At 65.6% G+C, this 17,519-nt stretch carries 13 protein-coding genes and 1 tRNA gene; 8 read left to right on the top strand and 6 right to left on the bottom strand.

What is annotated here, in order from left to right; genetic code table 11:
- Positions 1-4: 4 nt before the first annotated feature.
- From ALVIN_RS13225 to ppsR, 6 genes are all read right to left on the bottom strand, one after another.
- Positions 5-2,083: a vWA domain-containing protein gene (locus tag ALVIN_RS13225; protein WP_050750334.1), complete on the bottom strand. Its 2,079-nt coding sequence runs from the start codon at positions 2,081-2,083 to the stop codon at positions 5-7.
- A 446-nt stretch (positions 2,084-2,529) separates the two neighbouring features.
- Positions 2,530-2,606: transfer RNA gene (locus ALVIN_RS13220), tRNA-Arg, on the bottom strand.
- A gap of 59 nt (positions 2,607-2,665) precedes the next feature.
- Complete coding sequence (locus ALVIN_RS13215; protein ID WP_012971824.1) at positions 2,666-2,953, bottom strand: hypothetical protein; 288 nt, start codon at positions 2,951-2,953, stop codon at positions 2,666-2,668.
- The gene (locus ALVIN_RS13210; RefSeq protein WP_012971823.1) at positions 2,950-4,140 is read right to left on the bottom strand and encodes a geranylgeranyl diphosphate reductase; all 1,191 of its coding nucleotides are present in this window, start codon (positions 4,138-4,140) and stop codon (positions 2,950-2,952) included. Before ALVIN_RS13210 ends, ALVIN_RS13215 begins: the two co-directional genes overlap by 4 nt.
- A gap of 98 nt (positions 4,141-4,238) precedes the next feature.
- Positions 4,239-5,153 (bottom strand): chlorophyll synthase ChlG, encoded by a 915-nt coding sequence (gene chlG, locus ALVIN_RS13205; protein ID WP_043795674.1) that lies wholly within the window; start codon positions 5,151-5,153, stop codon positions 4,239-4,241.
- A 150-nt stretch (positions 5,154-5,303) separates the two neighbouring features.
- Positions 5,304-6,737 (bottom strand): transcriptional regulator PpsR, encoded by a 1,434-nt coding sequence (ppsR, locus tag ALVIN_RS13200; RefSeq protein ID WP_043796315.1) that lies wholly within the window; start codon positions 6,735-6,737, stop codon positions 5,304-5,306.
- Between the two features lie 449 nt (positions 6,738-7,186).
- On the opposite strand from ppsR, the gene bchF reads away from it, so the two are divergent.
- The 8 genes from bchF (at position 7,187) to puhB (ending at position 17,519) form a co-directional block, all read left to right on the top strand.
- Positions 7,187-7,705 (top strand): 2-vinyl bacteriochlorophyllide hydratase, encoded by a 519-nt coding sequence (gene bchF / locus ALVIN_RS13190; protein ID WP_012971820.1) that lies wholly within the window; start codon positions 7,187-7,189, stop codon positions 7,703-7,705.
- Entirely contained in the window at positions 7,702-8,946 is a 1,245-nt protein-coding gene (locus ALVIN_RS13185) for a ferredoxin:protochlorophyllide reductase (ATP-dependent) subunit N (RefSeq protein ID WP_012971819.1), read from the top strand. Before bchF ends, ALVIN_RS13185 begins: the two co-directional genes overlap by 4 nt.
- 4 nt (positions 8,947-8,950) lie before the next feature.
- Positions 8,951-10,531: a ferredoxin:protochlorophyllide reductase (ATP-dependent) subunit B gene (gene bchB, locus ALVIN_RS13180; protein WP_012971818.1), complete on the top strand. Its 1,581-nt coding sequence runs from the start codon at positions 8,951-8,953 to the stop codon at positions 10,529-10,531.
- Positions 10,506-14,240 (top strand): magnesium chelatase subunit H, encoded by a 3,735-nt coding sequence (locus ALVIN_RS13175; RefSeq protein WP_012971817.1) that lies wholly within the window; start codon positions 10,506-10,508, stop codon positions 14,238-14,240. Before bchB ends, ALVIN_RS13175 begins: the two co-directional genes overlap by 26 nt.
- A gap of 2 nt (positions 14,241-14,242) precedes the next feature.
- Positions 14,243-15,148 (top strand): ferredoxin:protochlorophyllide reductase (ATP-dependent) iron-sulfur ATP-binding protein, encoded by a 906-nt coding sequence (bchL, locus tag ALVIN_RS13170; RefSeq protein WP_012971816.1) that lies wholly within the window; start codon positions 14,243-14,245, stop codon positions 15,146-15,148.
- Entirely contained in the window at positions 15,148-15,849 is a 702-nt protein-coding gene (bchM, locus tag ALVIN_RS13165) for a magnesium protoporphyrin IX methyltransferase (RefSeq protein ID WP_012971815.1), read from the top strand. Before bchL ends, bchM begins: the two co-directional genes overlap by 1 nt.
- A 234-nt stretch (positions 15,850-16,083) precedes the next feature.
- Positions 16,084-16,863, top strand: a complete 780-nt coding sequence (gene puhA / locus ALVIN_RS13160) for a photosynthetic reaction center subunit H (RefSeq protein WP_012971814.1) — start codon at positions 16,084-16,086, stop codon at positions 16,861-16,863.
- Positions 16,860-17,519 (top strand): photosynthetic complex putative assembly protein PuhB, encoded by a 660-nt coding sequence (puhB, locus tag ALVIN_RS13155; RefSeq protein WP_012971813.1) that lies wholly within the window; start codon positions 16,860-16,862, stop codon positions 17,517-17,519. The genes puhA and puhB overlap by 4 nt, the downstream gene beginning before the upstream one ends.

The raw sequence follows: 17,519 nt of genomic DNA, 5'->3' as shown, positions 1-17,519 counted from the left end.
CCGCTCAGGGCAGATAGTCGATGTGCAGCGGATAGACCATGTCGCTGTCGGCATCCGTATCGTTGAGCCTGAACCAGGCGTCGACCTGATCGTTGATGGCGCGATACTGTTCGAGCTTGGCCAGGATGCTCCATTCCAACTGAGCGCGCTGCTCGGCGGTCATGCTCGCGAACATCTCGTCGGTCAGGGCCAGCACGTCGCTGCGATAGGGCAGGGACTGGATGAAGGCCGGCAGCAGTCCGGTATCGGCCAGACGCTGGGCCTGTGCCAGATCGTCCGGGCGCTTCATCGCCTGCCCCGAGACGCTTTGCAGCGATTCGAGGAACTGCGCCTGCGTCACCTCGGCACGCATCAGTGCCTGCATCACGCTGTCGAGCGCCTGGGCGAGCGAACTCAACTGCTCGCGTGTGACCAGCACCCGGACTTCCAGGGCGCGGTCGGCCGGATTGATCAGGTCACGGTCGAGCGACCAGGCGACGATGTCCTTGGGCGGGTTGGCCGACTGGCCGATGTACTCGATCAGGGCCGCCTGCCAGATGCCTGAGACCGAACTCAAGACTTCGGGCGTCTCGGCTGGAGGCGTGCCCGGCACGGTTGGGGACGTCGCTGAACCCGGAGAGGTCGGCGCGACCGGAGCCTTGGCCGCCAGCGTGCGTTCGAGTTCGGTATTGATGCCGGCGGTCACGCGGTCGACCAGCCGCCGATAGGCGTCCTCCTGAGCCGTGTCGACCTGTTCCAGCGCCTGTTCCGATGGGTTGCCGCGGATGCGCGCCAGGGTGCCGAACTGCTGCAGGGTGCGCGGAAAATCCTCGGCCGCCTTGGGGTTCTGGAGATGGATCGCCAGCAGATGGACGTTGGCGTCGTCGTATTCGCGCCGTAGATCGGTCTCGTCCTTGCGGGTCGAATTGTGCGCATCGCCCTTGAGGTGCGAACTGGCATCACCGATCAGGATGACGAACTTGATCGACTTCTCGCGCCAGGGGGATTGACGCAAGGCCGCATCCACACCGGCGAAGACGTCCTCGTCGTACCCCAGACTGCCGACGCGCGTCGCCTTGGCGTCGGTGTCCAGGATCTCGGCCAGGCGTTCGGCCGTGACCAGGGTCGGCGTGTGATTGCGGGTGAGATAGTCGAGCGCGGGCACGGCTTCGAGCGAATCACGATAGGTCACGAGACCGAAGCGGAAGCGATCCTGGGTGCGTTCGCTGAAATTGCGCGCCATCCTGGCCACCGCGTCGCGGGTCATATCGATGAAGGGCTGCATGCTGCGCGTGGTGTCGATGACGAAGACGATATCGACGGCGATGTCCTCGATGCCCTGATCGGCGGTGTCGCGTCCGGTCTGGGCCTGCTCGCGATACTCAGGCGTTTGCAGGGTATCGGCGCCGCGCGCGCCCGGAACGGCCGAGGCCAGTTGCAGCAGGCGGACATCGTCGCCATCGATCTGGGTCTGCGACCATTGCAGGATCGGCAGCATGTAGAAGTGGGTCGTGATGTCGACGAAGCGTTTCGGCTCCAGACTGATGACGGCCTCGGGCGTTCCGCCGCGATCGATCTCATCGTAGAGCGCCTGAGCGCTGGCGGCCATGTCCATGTCGTCGACGATGGCTTGCAGCGTCTCGCGATCCTTGAACATGAGCACCGGGTGACGCCCCTCGATCGGATCGCCCGGATGGGTGAAGGAGACCAGCAGCGCCTGACGCCACTCGAAGACATCCTTGGCCTGCATCCAGCCGTCGGCCTGGGTGCGTGTCCGCCCGACGCGATACCAGCCGCGCGGTTCGGCGCCCTCGCGCAGATCGATGTCACGGCGCTCGAAGGCGTAGAGCGGACGGAAGGCCGGCGGATTGGCCTGGACGATCGCGCCCCCATCGGCGACCGGCTCCTGGTAAATGTTCGAGAAGGGGCGAGGCAACACCCGCAGCGTCAGTTGGGTCGCGGTCTCGATACAGGGCGAATCGCCCGGACAGGAGAGGCCGTCGTCGATCGGCTGTGCGGGTGGTGTCGAGGGTGTCCCGGTGGTCTGGGACGGATGGCCGTGATCGCCTTCCAGTTCGGACAGATCGGCCTGCGCCGCCGGCATCCATAAGACGCAGCTTGCCGCCAGGAGGCTACCGAAAGCGAACGTGTGAGCGAAGGATCTTTCTCTGTGTTCTGTCTTCCAAGGCATGATGTGTCCCCAAGCTTGTTCACGAACCGAGAAGCCAGTCAGATTATAGTCAGGCTTCCAGGTTTTCGGAGACGAATTCAGTGCCGAGAACGAGGCTGGTATGTTGTGCGCGCTCTGAGTTCAAATGCGACAGAATGATGCGGCATCTGGCACCATACAGATGGATTCTGCGCGCCGAGTCGTATTCACGGGGCCGGAGTCGAGCCGTTCGTGAGGGCCGCTAGCCGTTGGGCGAAGAGCGAAATACGCGGAGCGCGGGGCCGATCTGGCGTGAGCTTTCGAGTCGGGGTGACGATGGCGCTGCCCACTACCCGTAAGGCGCCGATGAGAAGGAGTGCTTTCAGGCCGGCAGGGGGATTTGGTGCCCACGGCAGGATTTGAACCTGCGACCTATCGCTTAGGAGGCGATTGCTCTATCCAACTGAGCTACGAGGGCTTTGACAGTGAGGTCATTCTAGCGCAAGGCGGGCATCCGGGCCATGCCGCCCGCCTGAGTCAGCCGGGCGGACGCCGACCCGCCCGCCGCCAGCGCCAGAGCAGATCGGCCAGATGGGTGATGAGCGATCCGGTCAGGGCCAGACTGATCCAGCCCCACCAGGCTCCCACCAACGCCGCCCGCAACGCCAGCATCAGCAGGAACCCCGACAGCAGAAAGCCGATCAGATCCGAGGGCGGAAGCCCGCGCCCGGTGCGCCGGTGCACGAGGGCCAATACCAGGCCCTCGACCACGATCAGCACCAGGATCAGATCGATGATCCGACCGCTGGCGAACAGGTCACTCAACGCGGCGACACCAGACCCAGCAGATGGGCCATGTCCTTGAAGAAGATCCGCAGATGGGCGCCCGGACGCGCCTTGACCAGACGCTTGTTCATGTAGGCTTCCCAGGTCAGATACTGGATGTCCGGGTCGGCGCAGAGGCTCACGAAGCGCTCGCGGCGCTTGTCGCTGGAATACCAGAAGCGCTGCATGATGCCCAGCACCCAGAACACCTTGCCGTGATCCTTCATGAAGCGCTTGCGCGCCTGCTTGAGCGCCTTGGGATCGCCGGTGCGACAGAACTCGTCGACGGCCTGCGCCGCCAGCCGCCCGCCCATCATGGCGTAATAGATGCCCTCGCCCGAGGCTGGAGCGACCACGCCCGCCGCATCGCCCGCCAGCAGGATGTCGCGCCCGTTGTCCCAGCACTTGAGCGGTTCGAGCGGAATCGGCGCGCCCTCGCGACGCAGAATCTCGGCATCGCCCAGTCCGGCGCGCCGGCTCAGTTCGGTACAGGCCGCGCGCAGCGAGAAACCGGGAACGGCCGTGCCCACGCCGACGCTGATGGTATCGCCGTGCGGGAAGACCCAGCCGTAGAAGTCCGGCGAGATGTCGCCCTGGTAGTAGACATCGCAGCGGCTGCCGTCGAAACCGGGCGGGGTGCGCAGGATCTCGTGATAGGCCGAGACGTATTTGACCGTCTCATAGCCCGGAACATAGTGCTTGCCGACGAAGGAGTTGGCCCCGTCGGCGCCGATGACGGCGCGCGCCCGGATCTGTTCGCTCGGCGAATCGTTGCGCCCCTGACCGGGACGGTAGACGACGATCGCCGTGCCGTCCGTATCGCGCTCGATCTTCTCGAAGGTGCCGGTACGACGGGTCGCGCCGGACTCGGCGGCACGCGCGCGCAGCCACTCGTCGAAGTGCTCGCGGTCGACCAGACCCACATAGCCGTTCTGGATCGGCATGTCCACCTTGCGGTCCGAAGGCGAGATCATGCGCGCCGAGCTGACGCGGTTGGCCAGGACCGATTCGGGCAGATCGAAGTCACGCATGGCCTGAGGCGGAATGGCGCCGCCGCAGGGCTTGATGCGCCCGGCACGGTCGAGCAGGCACACCGAGCGGCCCGCCTTGGCCAGATCATTGGCGGCGGTCGCGCCGGCCGGTCCGCCGCCGATCACGACGACGTCGAAGGTTTCGAGGTTGGACATGGGGAATCTCGTTGCTGGAGCGTTCGTTCAGGATTGACAGGGAGGATGGAGGGCGCGCGCTTCGCTGAACATCCAGCGCCGCCCCGCATCCGCGAGGTTCAGCCGGCCGCCGTCATCAGCCCGCGCACGGCGAAGGCGCTGATCATCATGCCGGTGACATACACGGTGACGCCCAGTCCGCTGAACCAGACGGCGCGTTCGACCGGACGGGCCAGGAAACGGACCATCAGGGCGACCTGGATCAGCAGCACCACGCCGACGGCGATGGCATGGGCCGGCTTGTCCCAGGAGAACAGCAGCGCGACCACGACGGCCTGCGGCAGACCCATGACGCCACAGGCCCACCAGGCCGCCTTCTCGACGCCGAGCTGGACCGGCAGTGAGCGCACGCCCATCTGGATGTCGCCCTCGATGGCCTTGAAGTCGTTAAGCGTCATGATGCCGTGCGCGCCGAGGCTGTAGAGCAGCGCCAGCACCAGGATCTCCCAGCCGGGCAGGGCGCCGCCGATCATGACCGCCGCGCCCGTGACCCAGGCCAGACCTTCGTAGGAGATGCCGGCGGCCAGATTGCCCCACCAGCCGTTGCCCTTGAAGCGGAAGGGCGGGGCGCTGTAACCCCAGGAGATGGCCATGCCGATCAGGGCCATGCCGAACACCCAGGGACCGAGCGCATAGGCGAGCGCCAGCGAGACCACCGTCCAGATCAGCGACAGATAGAAACCCCAGCGACCGGGGATGCGCCCGGAGGGGATGGGGCGATCCGGCTCGTTGATGGCGTCGACATCACGGTCGTACCAGTCGTTGACGACCTGACTGGTGGCGCACATCAGCGGCCCGGCCAGGATGATCCCGGCGATCAGCAGCCACCATTGCTCCAGGATCGGTGCGCCTGAAGAGACCACACCACAGGTGAAGGCCCACATCGGCGGGAACCAGGTGATGGGATGCAGGACTTCGAGAATGGCCTTGGGCTCGGGATAGGTCCGGGTCGCGATGACCGTGGTCTGATTCATGCGGGGGAAACCTGTCTTGGGTGCGGTTTGATCCATGCATCGCCCGACTCCGAGGCGCCTGGACATCGCGAGGCGCGAACCCCCGAACCTGCAAACAGGTCGTTGGATTCAGGCGCGATGGTGAGGCGTATCGGGCGTGGCAAAACGGTTTTATGGTTCTTCGGCAGGCGCCTGTGCGGCATGATCCGCGACGATGCCATAGCGGTCGATTTTGACGTACAGACTTTGCCGACTCAAGCCTAGGAGTTCGGCGGCCGAGGCGCGGTTGTCACCGGTGAGCTTGAGCGCCGCCTCGATGCACAGCCGTTCGATGGTGTCGGTCGACTCGCGCACCAGTTCCTTGAGCGGCACGCGCCCGACGCGCTCGGTGAGCTGATCCAGCCAGCGTGTCTGCTCGGGGCTGGCCGGCGGCTCGCTGTGCAGCCGGCGCCCGACGTCGCGGATGAAAAAGCCGAAATAGGGCCGTTCGCCATTGCGCACGGCTGCCGCCGAGATCTCCACATCCGTGGTGGTGCCATATTCGCCGCGCAGCAGGGTCGCGAACAGCCGCACCGTGGTGTACTGACGCAGATTGGCCATGAGCACGCTGAGATCGACTCCGGGGCGTCCGAGCCAGCGGTCGAGCGACTCACCGCGTGCCTGCTGCTCGGTGGGGAGCTCGGCCAGGCTCAGGAAGGTGGCGTTGGCGCTCAGGATGCGCCCGTCGGCATCCGTGATGACCACGCCATCCGGGGCGTCCTCCAGCACGCGCAGATAGCGCGCCTTGGCGTCAGGCGGCGCGCTGGAGGCCGATTCGGCCAGGACTGGCGACAGCCGCACCAGCAGGAAGGAGGCGTTTTCCTGACGCAGCAGCGAGGCGGCGACCAGGAACTCTTCCGTGCCGTCGATCAAGCGCGCGCGCACGTCGTCGGCACGCCCGGCCGCGCGCACGCCCGCCAGCAGGCCGTTGATGGCCTGGGTGCCTTCGGTGTCGAAGCCCTCGGGGAAGGGGCGACCGATGATGCGCGCCGGTGCTTCGCCCAAGAGCTGGCCGGCGGCCGGATTGGCCTCGACCACGCGCTGGGTCGGCGCGTCGATGATGAGGATGGCCTCCGAGACCATGCGGAACAGCAGCCGGTAGCGGGTCTCGACCTGACGGAAACGCCAGTAGTCGCGCTCCAGGGCCTGCTGGGCGTCGATGAGCTGCTGCTGGAGCGCCGCCATGCCCTGAAGGTTGCGGCCGACCGCGATGATCGGGCCGTCGTCGCCCTTGAGCCGCAGGGCGCGATACTGGACCGGAATCTCCGTGCCGCGCGCGCCGAGATGGGTGACCTGGCGCCAACGCGTGACCGTGACACGCTGCACCTCGTCGAGCAGGGCTTCGAGATTGGGGCGGGTGTCGAGCGAAACGGTCGCCAGCCACGGCTGACCGATCCAGTCGGCATCGACATCGGTGCGCAGATCCTCGCTGCCGAAGGAAACGTCCTGGACTATCCCGGCCGTGTCGAGCACAACGGCGACGTCAGCCAGTCCCTCGATCAAGGCTGCCGCCGTTGCGGCATCGAGGGTGCCGAGACTTTCAGTCGGAGCTCTGAACGGACTCACGGCCACCAGACCCTCCACAGCCACATGGGCATACCCAGGACTCTACAGGCGCGCGGAGTCTCCACGGCCAGTGGCGCGATGGATTCCCCGGCGGCCATCGGACGCATCTTCCGCCGCGATGGACAGTCACCTCCAGTTTTCGTGTTCATTCGGCTCGGCTCGATACCCAGGCGCGTCAAGGCTCTCATCCTCGGTTCGGGCCGGCTCACTGGACTGGAACGGAAGCAGATCTTTATTCCCTATTAAGGAGTAGGGGATCGGGCAAACGCCAGAGTCGAGCGGCTCCCAATCCGGGGCTTGACCCCTATTTTGGTGGCTTGTTCCGGGTTGTCAAGTCAGGTTTACGTAAAGTTTGGTTGACGCCTCGGGGAAAGCGGACTAGATTTCCGCTAACGATTCAGTGAAGATCTAGGGGATCTTTCAATCGCATTTCGGCCCAAGCACAGCAGATGACCCAGCATTCAGCCTCACAGCCCCCGCGTCGGCCACTCTACACCCCGGAAGAGCGCCGGCGGCGGGACGAATCGTCATGGACCCTGGTTCAGGGGATCCTTGCGCCCGTGCAGTTCGTGGTGTTCCTGATCAGCCTCTATCTCGTGTTGCGTTATCTGGCGACCGGCGAGGGCTATCTGGCCGCGACCATTTCGGTCATCGTCAAGACCCTGGTGCTCTACACCATCATGATCACGGGGTCCATCTGGGAGAAGGTGGTCTTCGGCAAGTATCTGTTCGCTGAAGCCTTCTTCTGGGAAGACGTGTTCAGCATGCTGGTGCTGGCGCTGCATACGGCCTATCTGATCGCGATCTTCACGCTCGACAGTCAGACTCAGATGTTCATCGCCCTGGCCGCTTATGCGACCTACATCATCAACGCCGGTCAGTTCCTGATCAAGCTGCGCATGGCCCGGCTCGAAGGTCAGCGCAAGGATAGCGCCCAGGACGGCGCACTCGCCGGAGCCGCCGAATGAGCGCGCCCGAGATTCGTTGCGAGCAGGGGCAGCGTCAGGTCTTCTGCGGTCTGTCCGGCATCGTCTGGCTGCATCGCAAGATCCAGGATGCCTTCTTCCTGGTCGTCGGTTCGCGCACCTGCGCCCATCTGCTGCAATCGGCGGCGGGTGTGATGATCTTCGCCGAGCCGCGTTTTGCGACCGCGATTTTGCAGGAACGTGATCTGGCCGGTCTGGCCGACTGCAATCAGGAACTCGACCGCGTGGCCGCCGAAGTGCTGGAGCGCCGTCCCGACATCAAGACCCTGTTCCTGGTCGGTTCCTGTCCGTCCGAGGTCATCAAGCTCGATCTGGGCAAGGCCGCCGAGCGGTTGTCCGAGGTCTATCGCGGCCGGGTGCGGGTGCTCGACTATTCGGCCAGTGGGCTGGAGACGGCCTTCACCCAGGGTGAGGATGCGTGCTTGCAGGCGCTGCTGCCCGAACTGCCGACCCGTCCGGCGGGCGAGCGTTCGCTGCTGATCGTCGGCACCCTGCCCGATGTGGTCGAGGATCAGTTCAAGCGGCTGTTCGACGAGCTGGGCATCGGCCCGGTCGAATTCCTGCCGCCGCGTCATGCGACCGAGTATCCGTCGGTCGGCAACGGCACCCTGATGCTGCTCGCCCAGCCCTTCGTCGGCGAGACGGCGCGTGCGCTCCAGAAGCGCGGCGCGACCCTGCTCACCGCGCCCTATCCGTTCGGCATCGAGGGCACGCGCGCCTGGCTCAAGGCCGCGACCGACGCCTGGGGCATCCCCGCCGAGCGGCTGGAGGCGGTCACGGCTCCGGCCATCGCCCGCGCCGAGAAGGGTCTGGCCCGTCAGCGCGAACTCCTGGCCGGCAAGCGCATCTGCTTCCTGCCCGACTCACAGCTCGAGATCCCGATGGCGCGCTTCCTCCAGCGCGAATGCGGCATGGAGCTGGTCGAGGTGGCCACGCCCTTCCTGGATCGTCAGCTCATGGAGGCCGAGTTGCCGCTGCTGCCGCCGGATCTGCATCTGACCGAGGGGCAGGACGTGGACCGGCAACTCGACCGCGTGCGTGCGGCACGGCCCGATCTCACCGTCTGCGGTCTGGGGCTGGCCAATCCGCTGGAGGCCGAGGGCCTGCGCACCAAGTGGTCGATCGAGCTGGTGTTCACGCCGGTCCATGGCTTCGATCAAGCGGCCGATCTGGCCGAGCTGTTCGCGCGCCCCCTGGTGCGCGGCGCCTTGCTGAAGGTTTGACGACATGCAGTTGACACTCTGGTCCTACGAAGGGCCACCCCATGTGGGCGCCATGCGCATCGCCGCCTCGATGAAGGGCGTGCACCTGATCCTGCATGCTCCGCAGGGCGACACCTATGCCGATCTGCTGTTCACGATGATCGAGCGCCGTGCCTCGCGCCCGCCCGTGAGCTATACCAGCTTCCAGGCGCGCGATCTGGGACGCGACACCGCTGAGCTGTTCAAGACCACGGTCGAGGCCGCCTACGAGCGCTTCAAGCCGGAGCTGATCCTGATCGGCGAGTCCTGCACCGCCGAGCTGATCCAGGATCAGCCGGGCGCGCTGGCTCAGGGCATGGGGCTGCCGGTGCCCGTACTGCCGCTGGAACTGCCGGCCTATACGCGCAAGGAGAACTGGGGCGCGAACGAGACCTTCTATCAGATGGTTCGCGGTCTGCTCAAGAGCCGTGTCCCGGCACCCGGCACCGAGCGCGAACTGCGTGCTCAGGGCGCACGGCCCAAGGCCAATCTGCTCGGTCCGACCTCGCTCGGCTATCGCTGCCGCGACGATATTCTGGAAGTGACGCGCCTGCTCGACTCGATCGGCATCGACGTCAATCTGGTCGCCCCGCTCGGGGCCACGCCCGCCGATCTGCTGCGCATCCCCGAGGCCGACTTCAACGTCTGTCTCTATCCCGAGGTCGCCGACCAAGCCTGCGACTGGCTGCGCCGCAGCTTCGGTCAGCCGGTGGTCAAGACCGTCCCGATCGGCATCGGCGCCACCCGTGAGTTCCTCCAGGAAGCCGCGCGCGCCGCCGGGCTCGAAGTCGACACGACGCACGAGCCAATCTCGTCTAGAATGCCCTGGTACTCGCGGTCCGTCGACTCGACCTATCTGACGGGCAAGCGGGTCTTCATCTTCGGTGATGCGACGCACGCGGTGGCCGCGGCGCGGATCGCGGCCGAAGAGCTCGGTTTCACGGTCGTGGGCCTGGGCACCTATGCCCGCGAGTTCGCCCGCGAGGTCCGCGAGGCGGCCAAGCGCTACGGCGTCGAGCCGCTGATCACGGACGACTACCTCGAGGTGGAAGCCAAGGTTGCCGAACTGCACCCGGAACTGGTGCTCGGCACCCAGATGGAGCGCCACATCGCCAAGCGTCTGGGGGTTCCCTGCGCGGTGATCTCGGCGCCGGTGCATATCCAGGACTTCCCGTCCCGGTATGCGCCGCAGATGGGCTTCGAGGGCGCCAACGTCATCTTCGACACCTGGGTCCACCCGCTGATGATGGGACTCGAGGAACACCTCGTGACCATGTTCCGGGAGGATTTCGAGTTTCACGATGGCGCGACACCCTCACACCTGGGGCCAACGACCGCGCGCATGGGCCAGCTGGCGCCAGAAGTTCAGTCGGAGCCGACGGAGACTGCCGTCGCCGCCGATGGGGTTATGGTGTGGGCACCGGACGCCGAGCAGGAACTGAAAAAGATCCCGTTCTTCGTGCGTGGCAAAGCCAAGCGCAACACCGAGCGCTTCGCCGAAGAACGCGGGATCCAGACCATCACTGTGGAGACGCTCTACGATGCCAAAGCGCACTTCGGCCGCTGATCAGACCCGCTCCAACGCGACACCGGTTCGCGTCGTCATCGTCAATCTCGATGGCCATCTGGCGGGAACGACGCAGCGCGCGCTCCCCCAGGTTCAGCGCGATCTGCCGGGTTTGCAGCTCAGGCTGCACGCGGCCACCGAGTGGGCGGACGATCCGGCCTCGCTCGAACGCTGCAAGCAGGACATCGCCGAGGGTGACATCATCATGGTCACCATGCTGGTCATGGAGGAGCACTTCAAGCCGATCCTGCCGGCGCTCTCTGCCCGCCGTGACCACTGCGACGCCATGATCGTCTGCATGTCGGCCTCGGAGCTGATGAAGATGACCCGCATGGGCGGCTTCAGCATGGACGGCTCCTCCAGCGGCGGTCCGATGGCCCTGCTCAAGAAGCTGCGTGGCAACAAGGAGCGCCAGCAGAGCGCCGGCGCCCAGCAGATGTCGATGCTGCGCCGTATCCCGAAGCTGCTGCGCTTCATCCCCGGCACCGCGCAGGACGTGCGCGCCTACTTCCTGACCCTCCAGTACTGGTTGGCCGGTTCCGACGAGAACCTGGGCAACATGATCCGCTTCCTGGTCGACCGCTATGCCGGTGGCGAGCGGGCGCATCTGCGCGGTTCGCTCAAGGTCGCCTCCCCGGTCGAGTATCCCGAGGTCGGTCTCTATCATCCGCGCATGAAGGGCCGCATCTCCGACAAGCTCGCGCAGTTGCCCGGCATCCAGGACGCCAAGAAAGGCCGCGTCGGTCTGCTCCTGATGCGTTCCTATGTGCTCGCCAGCAATACCGGTCATTACGACGGTGTGATCCAGGCGCTCGAAGCGCGCGGTCTGCACGTCGTCCCGGCCTTCGCCAGCGGTCTGGACGCACGTCCGGCGATCGAGAAATTCTTCATGCAGGACGGCATCGCGACTGTCGATGCCGTGGTCTCGCTGACCGGCTTCTCGCTGGTGGGCGGTCCGGCCTACAACGACTCGAATGCCGCCGAGGAGATTCTCAAGCGGCTCGACGTGCCCTATCTGGCCACGCTCGCCGTCGAGTTCCAGACGCTCGATCAGTGGCAGGAATCGGCTCAGGGTCTGCTGCCGGTCGAGGCGACCATGATGGTCGCCATCCCCGAACTCGACGGTGCCGCTGGTTCGCTGGTCTATGGCGGACGCAGCGGCGGCGGTGCGGAAGACGGCGCGCGCGACATGCAGGCGCACAAGGAACGCACCGAGATGCTGGCCGCGCGTGTCGAGAAGCTGGTGCGTCTGCGTCGTGCCGAGCGCGCCCAGCGCAAGGTCGCGGCGGTGCTGTTCAACTTCCCGCCGAACGCCGGTAATACGGGTACGGCCGCGTATCTGTCGGTCTTCGCCTCGCTCTACAACACCCTGCGCGCGCTCGACGCCGCTGGCTACAGTGTTGATCTCCCCGAGAGCGTCGACGATCTGCGCGAGCGTATCGTCAACGGCAATGCCGCGCGCTACGGCGCCCATGCCAATGTGCATACGCGCATCCCGGTCGACGACCACGTCCAGCGCGAACCCTATCTGGCCGAGATCGAAAAGCAGTGGGGTTCGGCCCCCGGCAAGCAGCAGAGCGACGGTGCCTCGATCTTCGTGCTCGGCGCCCAGTTCGGCAATGTCTTCGTCGGCATCCAGCCCTCGTTCGGCTACGAAGGCGACCCGATGCGCCTGCTGTTCGAGAAGGGCTTTGCGCCGACCCACGCCTTCACGGCCTTCTATCGCTATATCCGCGACGACTTCGGCGCCCATGCCGTGCTGCACTTCGGCACCCACGGCGCGCTCGAATTCATGCCCGGCAAGCAGGCCGGTATGTCCGCCGAGTGTTGGCCGGATCGTTTGATCTCGGATCTGCCCAACATCTATCTCTACGCCTCGAACAACCCGTCCGAAGGCACCATCGCCAAGCGCCGCTCGGCCGCGACCCTGATCAGCTACATCACCCCGCCGATCGCCCATGCCGGACTCTACAAGGGCCTGATCGATCTCAAGGGTTCGATGGAGCGCTGGCGTTCACTGCCGCCGTCCGAGGTCGATGAGCGTAAATCCCTGGCCGAGATCATCCAGGCCCAGGCCGCCGAGCTGGAGCTGGCGCAACTGGAGCCGGCCTGGACCGAGGACGAGGTCGGGTCGCGCATTGCCAAGCTCAACGAGGACGTGCTGGAGCTGGAATACACCCTGATCCCGCACGGTCTGCATGTCGTCGGCGAGGGACCGACCGAGGAAGAGCGCGTCGATCTGCTGATGGCGATCGCCGAGTCCACCAAGGACATCCGCCCCGAGCGCGCCGCGCTGGAGGCCCTGATCGCCGGCAAGTCGCCCGAGAAGGCGCTCAAGGCGGCCAAGATGGCGACGTCCGAGGACAATGTCACGCTCTTCCGCGAGCTGGCCGAGATCGACCGTCTGCTGGTCCAGGACACCGAGATCCCGGCCATCCTGCGCGCGCTCGACGGACGTTTCATCCCGCCCGCGCCCGGCGGCGACCTGTTGCGCACCCCGGCGATCCTGCCGACCGGACGCAATCTGCATGGCTTCGATCCCTTCCGGCTGCCGAGCCTGTTCGCGGTCAAGGACGGCTTCAAACACGCCGCGCTCCTGATCGAACGCCATCTGGCCGAGGGCAACGGCTTCCCCGAGACCATCGCGCTGGTGCTCTGGGGCACCGACAACCTCAAGACCGAGGGCGGTCCGATCGGTCAGGCCCTGGCCCTGATCGGCGCGCGTCCGCGCTTCGACAACTATGGCCGTCTGGCTGGCGCGACCCTGATCCCGCTGGAGGAACTGGGCCGGCCGCGCGTCGACGTGATCATGACCCTGTCGGGCATCTTCCGCGACCTGCTGCCCTTGCAGACCAAGCTGTTGGCCGATGCCGCCTATCAGGCGGCCTGTGCCGACGAGCCGGTCGAGCAGAACTTCATCCGCAAGCATGCGCTGGAGTATCAGGCCGCCCACGGCGGCGACCTGGAGACCGCTGCACTTCGCGTCTTCAGTAACGCCGACGGCGCCTATGGCGCCAACGTCAACCACCTGATCGACAGCAGCACCTGGGACGACGAGGGCGAGCTGGCCGAGACCTACACCCGCCGCAAGAGCTTCGCCTATGGACGCTCGGGCAAGCCGGTGCAGCAGACCGAACTGCTCAAGAGCTGTCTCGGCAAGGTCCAGTTGGCCTATCAGAATCTCGACTCGGTCGAGCTGGGCGTGACCACCGTCGACCACTACTTCGACACGCTCGGCGGCATCGCCAAGGCGGTCGGTCAGTACAAGGGCGACGAGGTGCCGGTCTACATCGGCGACCAGACGCGCGGCGACGGCGTGGTCCGCACCCTGGCCGAACAGGTCGCACTGGAGACCCGCACCCGCATGCTCAACCCCAAGTGGTACGAGGGCATGCTCAAGCACGGCTACGAAGGCGTGCGCCAGATCGAGGTCCATGTCACCAACACCATGGGCTGGTCGGCCACCACCGGACAGGTCGCACCCTGGGTCTATCAGCAGTTGACCGAGACCTTCGTCCTCGACGAGGAGATGCGCAACCGGCTCGCGGCGCTCAACCCGACCGCTTCGGCCAAGGTCGCGAATCGCCTGATCGAGGCCCATGAACGTAACTACTGGTCGCCCGACGAGGCGACGCTCGAAGCGCTGCGACGCGCGGGAGAAGAATTGGAAGATCGGCTCGAAGGTGTGTTCCAGGAGGCGGCGGCGTGACGATGCAGGCATCATCCAGCGGCTTCCACCTGTCCAGTCACCCGGACGGGGAGGGCAGCGTGCAGGTTCAGCTCGACCCCGACATGCAGATCGAGGGCGCCAAGGTCTTCGCCGTCTACGGCAAGGGCGGCATCGGCAAGAGCACGACGTCATCGAACCTGTCGGTCGCTTTCTCCAAGCTCGGCAAGCGCGTGCTCCAGATCGGCTGTGATCCCAAGCACGACTCGACCTTCACCCTGACCAAGTGTCTGGTGCCGACGGTCATCGACATTCTCGAATCGGTGAACTTCCATGCCGAGGAGCTGCGTCCGAGCGACTATGTCTACGAAGGCTACAACGGCGTGATGTGCGTCGAGGCCGGCGGTCCGCCCGCCGGTACTGGCTGCGGCGGCTATGTGGTCGGTCAGACGGTCAAGCTTCTCAAGCAGCACCATCTGCTCGAAGACACCGATGTCGTGGTGTTCGACGTGCTCGGCGACGTGGTCTGCGGCGGGTTCGCCGCGCCGCTGCAACATGCCGAGCGCGCGCTCATCGTCACCGCCAACGACTTCGACTCGATCTTCGCCATGAACCGCATCGCGGCGGCGATCAAGGCCAAGTCCAAGCATTACAAGGTCCGGCTCGGTGGCGTGATCGCCAACCGCAGTCGCAACACCGACGAGATCGACCGCTTCGCCGAGGCGGTCGGGCTCAAGCGTCTGGCCCATCTGCCGGATCTCGACATCATCCGCCGCAGTCGTCTCAAAAAGTCGACCGTGTTCGAGATGGAGCCGGAACCCGGCTCGGGTCTGGAAGCGGCGCAGCAGCAGTATCTGCAATTGGCGCAGCAGTTGTTGGATGGCGTCGAGCCGCTGGAGGCCCGTCCGATGGCCGACCGCGACATCTTCGATTTTCTGGGGTTCAATTGATGTCAGACGCCTCCTATCAAGAACGACGCGGCAAGATCGAAACCTATTTCGATCGCACGGCTGCTGACGCCTGGTCCAAGCTGACCTCGGACGCCAAGGTCAGCCGCATCCGCGAGACGGTGCGCGCCGGGCGCGACGACATGCGTCAGACGCTCCTGAGCTGGCTGCCGCAGGATCTGACCGGCAAGCGTCTGCTCGATGCCGGCTGCGGCACCGGGATGCTGGCGGTCGAGGCCGCGCGGCGCGGGGCCGAGGTGGTCGCCATCGATGTCGCCCCAACCCTGATCGAGATCGCCCGCGAGCGGTTGCCGTCCGATCTGGGGGCGGGTTCGGTCGATTTTCAGGCCGGCGACATGCTCGATCCGGCCCATGGTCGGTTCGATCATGTGGTCGCCATGGACTCGCTCATCCACTATCGTCCCGAGGACGTGGTGAAAGTCCTGGCGGGGCTGGCCGCGCGTACCAGCGGTTCGATCGTCTTCACCTTCGCGCCGAGGACGATTCCGCTGACCATCATGCATGCGGTCGGTCAGCTCTTCCCGCGCAGTGATCGCTCGCCGGCCATCGAGCCGGTGAGTGAGGCGAAACTGCGTGGGTTGATCGGCGCGGAATCCGGGCTGAGCGGTTGGCGGCCCGAGAGGACACGGCGCATCGCCGTCGGGTTCTATATGTCTCAGGGGCTGGAGCTGCTCCCGCGCTGAGACGTTGCGGTAAGACGCTCGCGATGGGGGCTGTCCATCGCGGCGGTTGGGTGTGGGGCCTTGGCGTGCTGTTCCGGCAGACCCAAGGCGGTTGGAATCGAGATCTGTGTTTCGCTACGCTGGTCGTCCTGGGTCCGTCCGTGCGCCTGGCGAATGGATTCGGTCCACGGCGGTCGCCACGCATCGGTCTAGCTGTTGTCCTGGCTAGCTATTTACTCCTACGGAGGTTAACTCATGTCTGCTGCCATCACTGAATATATGGACGTCGCCCAGCTCACCATCTGGGCTTTCTGGTTCTTCTTCGCCGGTCTCATCATCTATCTGCGTCGCGAAGACAAGCGCGAAGGCTATCCGCTCGACTCCGATCGCACCGAGCGCTCAGGCGGTCGCGTCAAGGTTGTCGGCTTCCCCGATCTGGCTGAGCCCAAGACCTTCGTCCTGCCGCACAATGCCGGCACCGTCATGGCTCCGCGCGTCGAGGCTCCGACCTCGATCAACGCTACGCCGGTCGCTCCCTTCCCGGGCGCACCCTTCGAGCCCAACGGCGATCCCATGCTCTCCGGCTTCGGTCCGTCCGCTTCGCCCGATCGCGCCAAGCATTGCGATCTGACCTTCGAGGGTCTGCCCAAGATCGTGCCGCTGCGTGTCGCCACTGATTTCTCCATCGCCGAGCGTGATCCCGATCCGCGCGGCATGACCGTCGTCGGTCTCGACGGCGAGGTCGCTGGTACTGTCTCTGACGTCTGGGTCGACCGCTCCGAGCCGCAGATCCGTTATCTGGAAGTCAAGGTCGCCGCCGGCGGCAAGAACGTCCTGCTGCCGATCGGCTTCAGCCGCTTCGACAAGAAGGCACGTAAGGTCAAGGTCGCCGCAATCAAGGCTGCGCACTTCGCCAACGTCCCGACGCTGGCCAAGCCGGACCAGATCACCCTCTACGAGGAAGACAAGGTCTGCGCCTACTACGCGGGCGGCAAGCTCTACGCCACAGCTGAGCGTGCCGGTCCTCTGCTGTGAGGGAATACGACGTCGAGCCCATTCCGGGCTTGCCCGAGCGCCTGCCTCCTGGGGAGGAGGTGCTCTGGCAGGGTTCGCCGAGCTGGAAATCCCTGGCTCGGCGAGCCTTTCATGTCCGTGAGGTGGCGATCTATTTCGGCGTGCTGGCGGTCCTGGCCGTGCTGGTGGATGCCTCGGACGGTCTGACCCTGGCCAGCCTGGTCCAGGGACTGACCTGGATCCTGCTGCTGGCGGCCGTCTCCATCGGCGCCCTGACCTGGTTGGGGTGGTCGATGGCGCGCTCCAGTCTCTACACCATCACCAACAGGCGTGTGGTCATGCGTATCGGCGCAGCCCTGCCGATGATGATGAACCTGCCGTTCAAGCAGGTACGTTCAGCGGATCTGCGTGTCTACGAGGACGGCACCGGGGACATTCCACTGCTCCTGGATCAATCCGCCAAGCCGTCCTACATGATCTTCTGGCCGCATGTGCGGCCCTGGCACTTCGCCCCGGTCCAGCCGATGCTGCGCACCATACCGGATGCAGCCAAGGTCGCCGGCATCCTGGCCGAAGCGCTCCAGGACTATCTGGAGTCGGAAGCGACGGCGCGGGTATCCGGCACCGAGGCGATGGACGACGCGGCCCTGGCATCCGCGACCGAAACCCTATCCTGA

It is taken from the genome of Allochromatium vinosum DSM 180, assembly GCF_000025485.1.
Classification (GTDB): Bacteria; Pseudomonadota; Gammaproteobacteria; order Chromatiales; family Chromatiaceae; genus Thermochromatium; species Thermochromatium vinosum.
The sequence above is the reverse complement of the archived record's forward strand: the minus strand, read 5'-3'. Positions and strand labels throughout refer to the sequence as shown.

Excerpts from the sequence above, each read along its gene's own strand:
- puhA (WP_012971814.1), top strand. The coding sequence starts at position 16,084 with ATGTCTGCTGCCATCACTGAATATATGGACGTCGCCCAGCTCACCATC.
- bchB (WP_012971818.1), top strand. The coding sequence starts at position 8,951 with ATGCAGTTGACACTCTGGTCCTACGAAGGGCCACCCCATGTGGGCGCC.
- bchM (WP_012971815.1), top strand. The coding sequence starts at position 15,148 with ATGTCAGACGCCTCCTATCAAGAACGACGCGGCAAGATCGAAACCTAT.
- ALVIN_RS13185 (WP_012971819.1), top strand. The coding sequence starts at position 7,702 with ATGAGCGCGCCCGAGATTCGTTGCGAGCAGGGGCAGCGTCAGGTCTTC.
- bchL (WP_012971816.1), top strand. The coding sequence starts at position 14,243 with ATGCAGGCATCATCCAGCGGCTTCCACCTGTCCAGTCACCCGGACGGG.
- bchF (WP_012971820.1), top strand. The coding sequence starts at position 7,187 with ATGACCCAGCATTCAGCCTCACAGCCCCCGCGTCGGCCACTCTACACC.
- ALVIN_RS13175 (WP_012971817.1), top strand. The coding sequence starts at position 10,506 with ATGCCAAAGCGCACTTCGGCCGCTGATCAGACCCGCTCCAACGCGACA.
- chlG (WP_043795674.1), bottom strand. The coding sequence starts at position 5,153 with ATGAATCAGACCACGGTCATCGCGACCCGGACCTATCCCGAGCCCAAG.
- ALVIN_RS13225 (WP_050750334.1), bottom strand. The coding sequence starts at position 2,083 with ATGCCGGCGGCGCAGGCCGATCTGTCCGAACTGGAAGGCGATCACGGC.
- ALVIN_RS13210 (WP_012971823.1), bottom strand. The coding sequence starts at position 4,140 with ATGTCCAACCTCGAAACCTTCGACGTCGTCGTGATCGGCGGCGGACCG.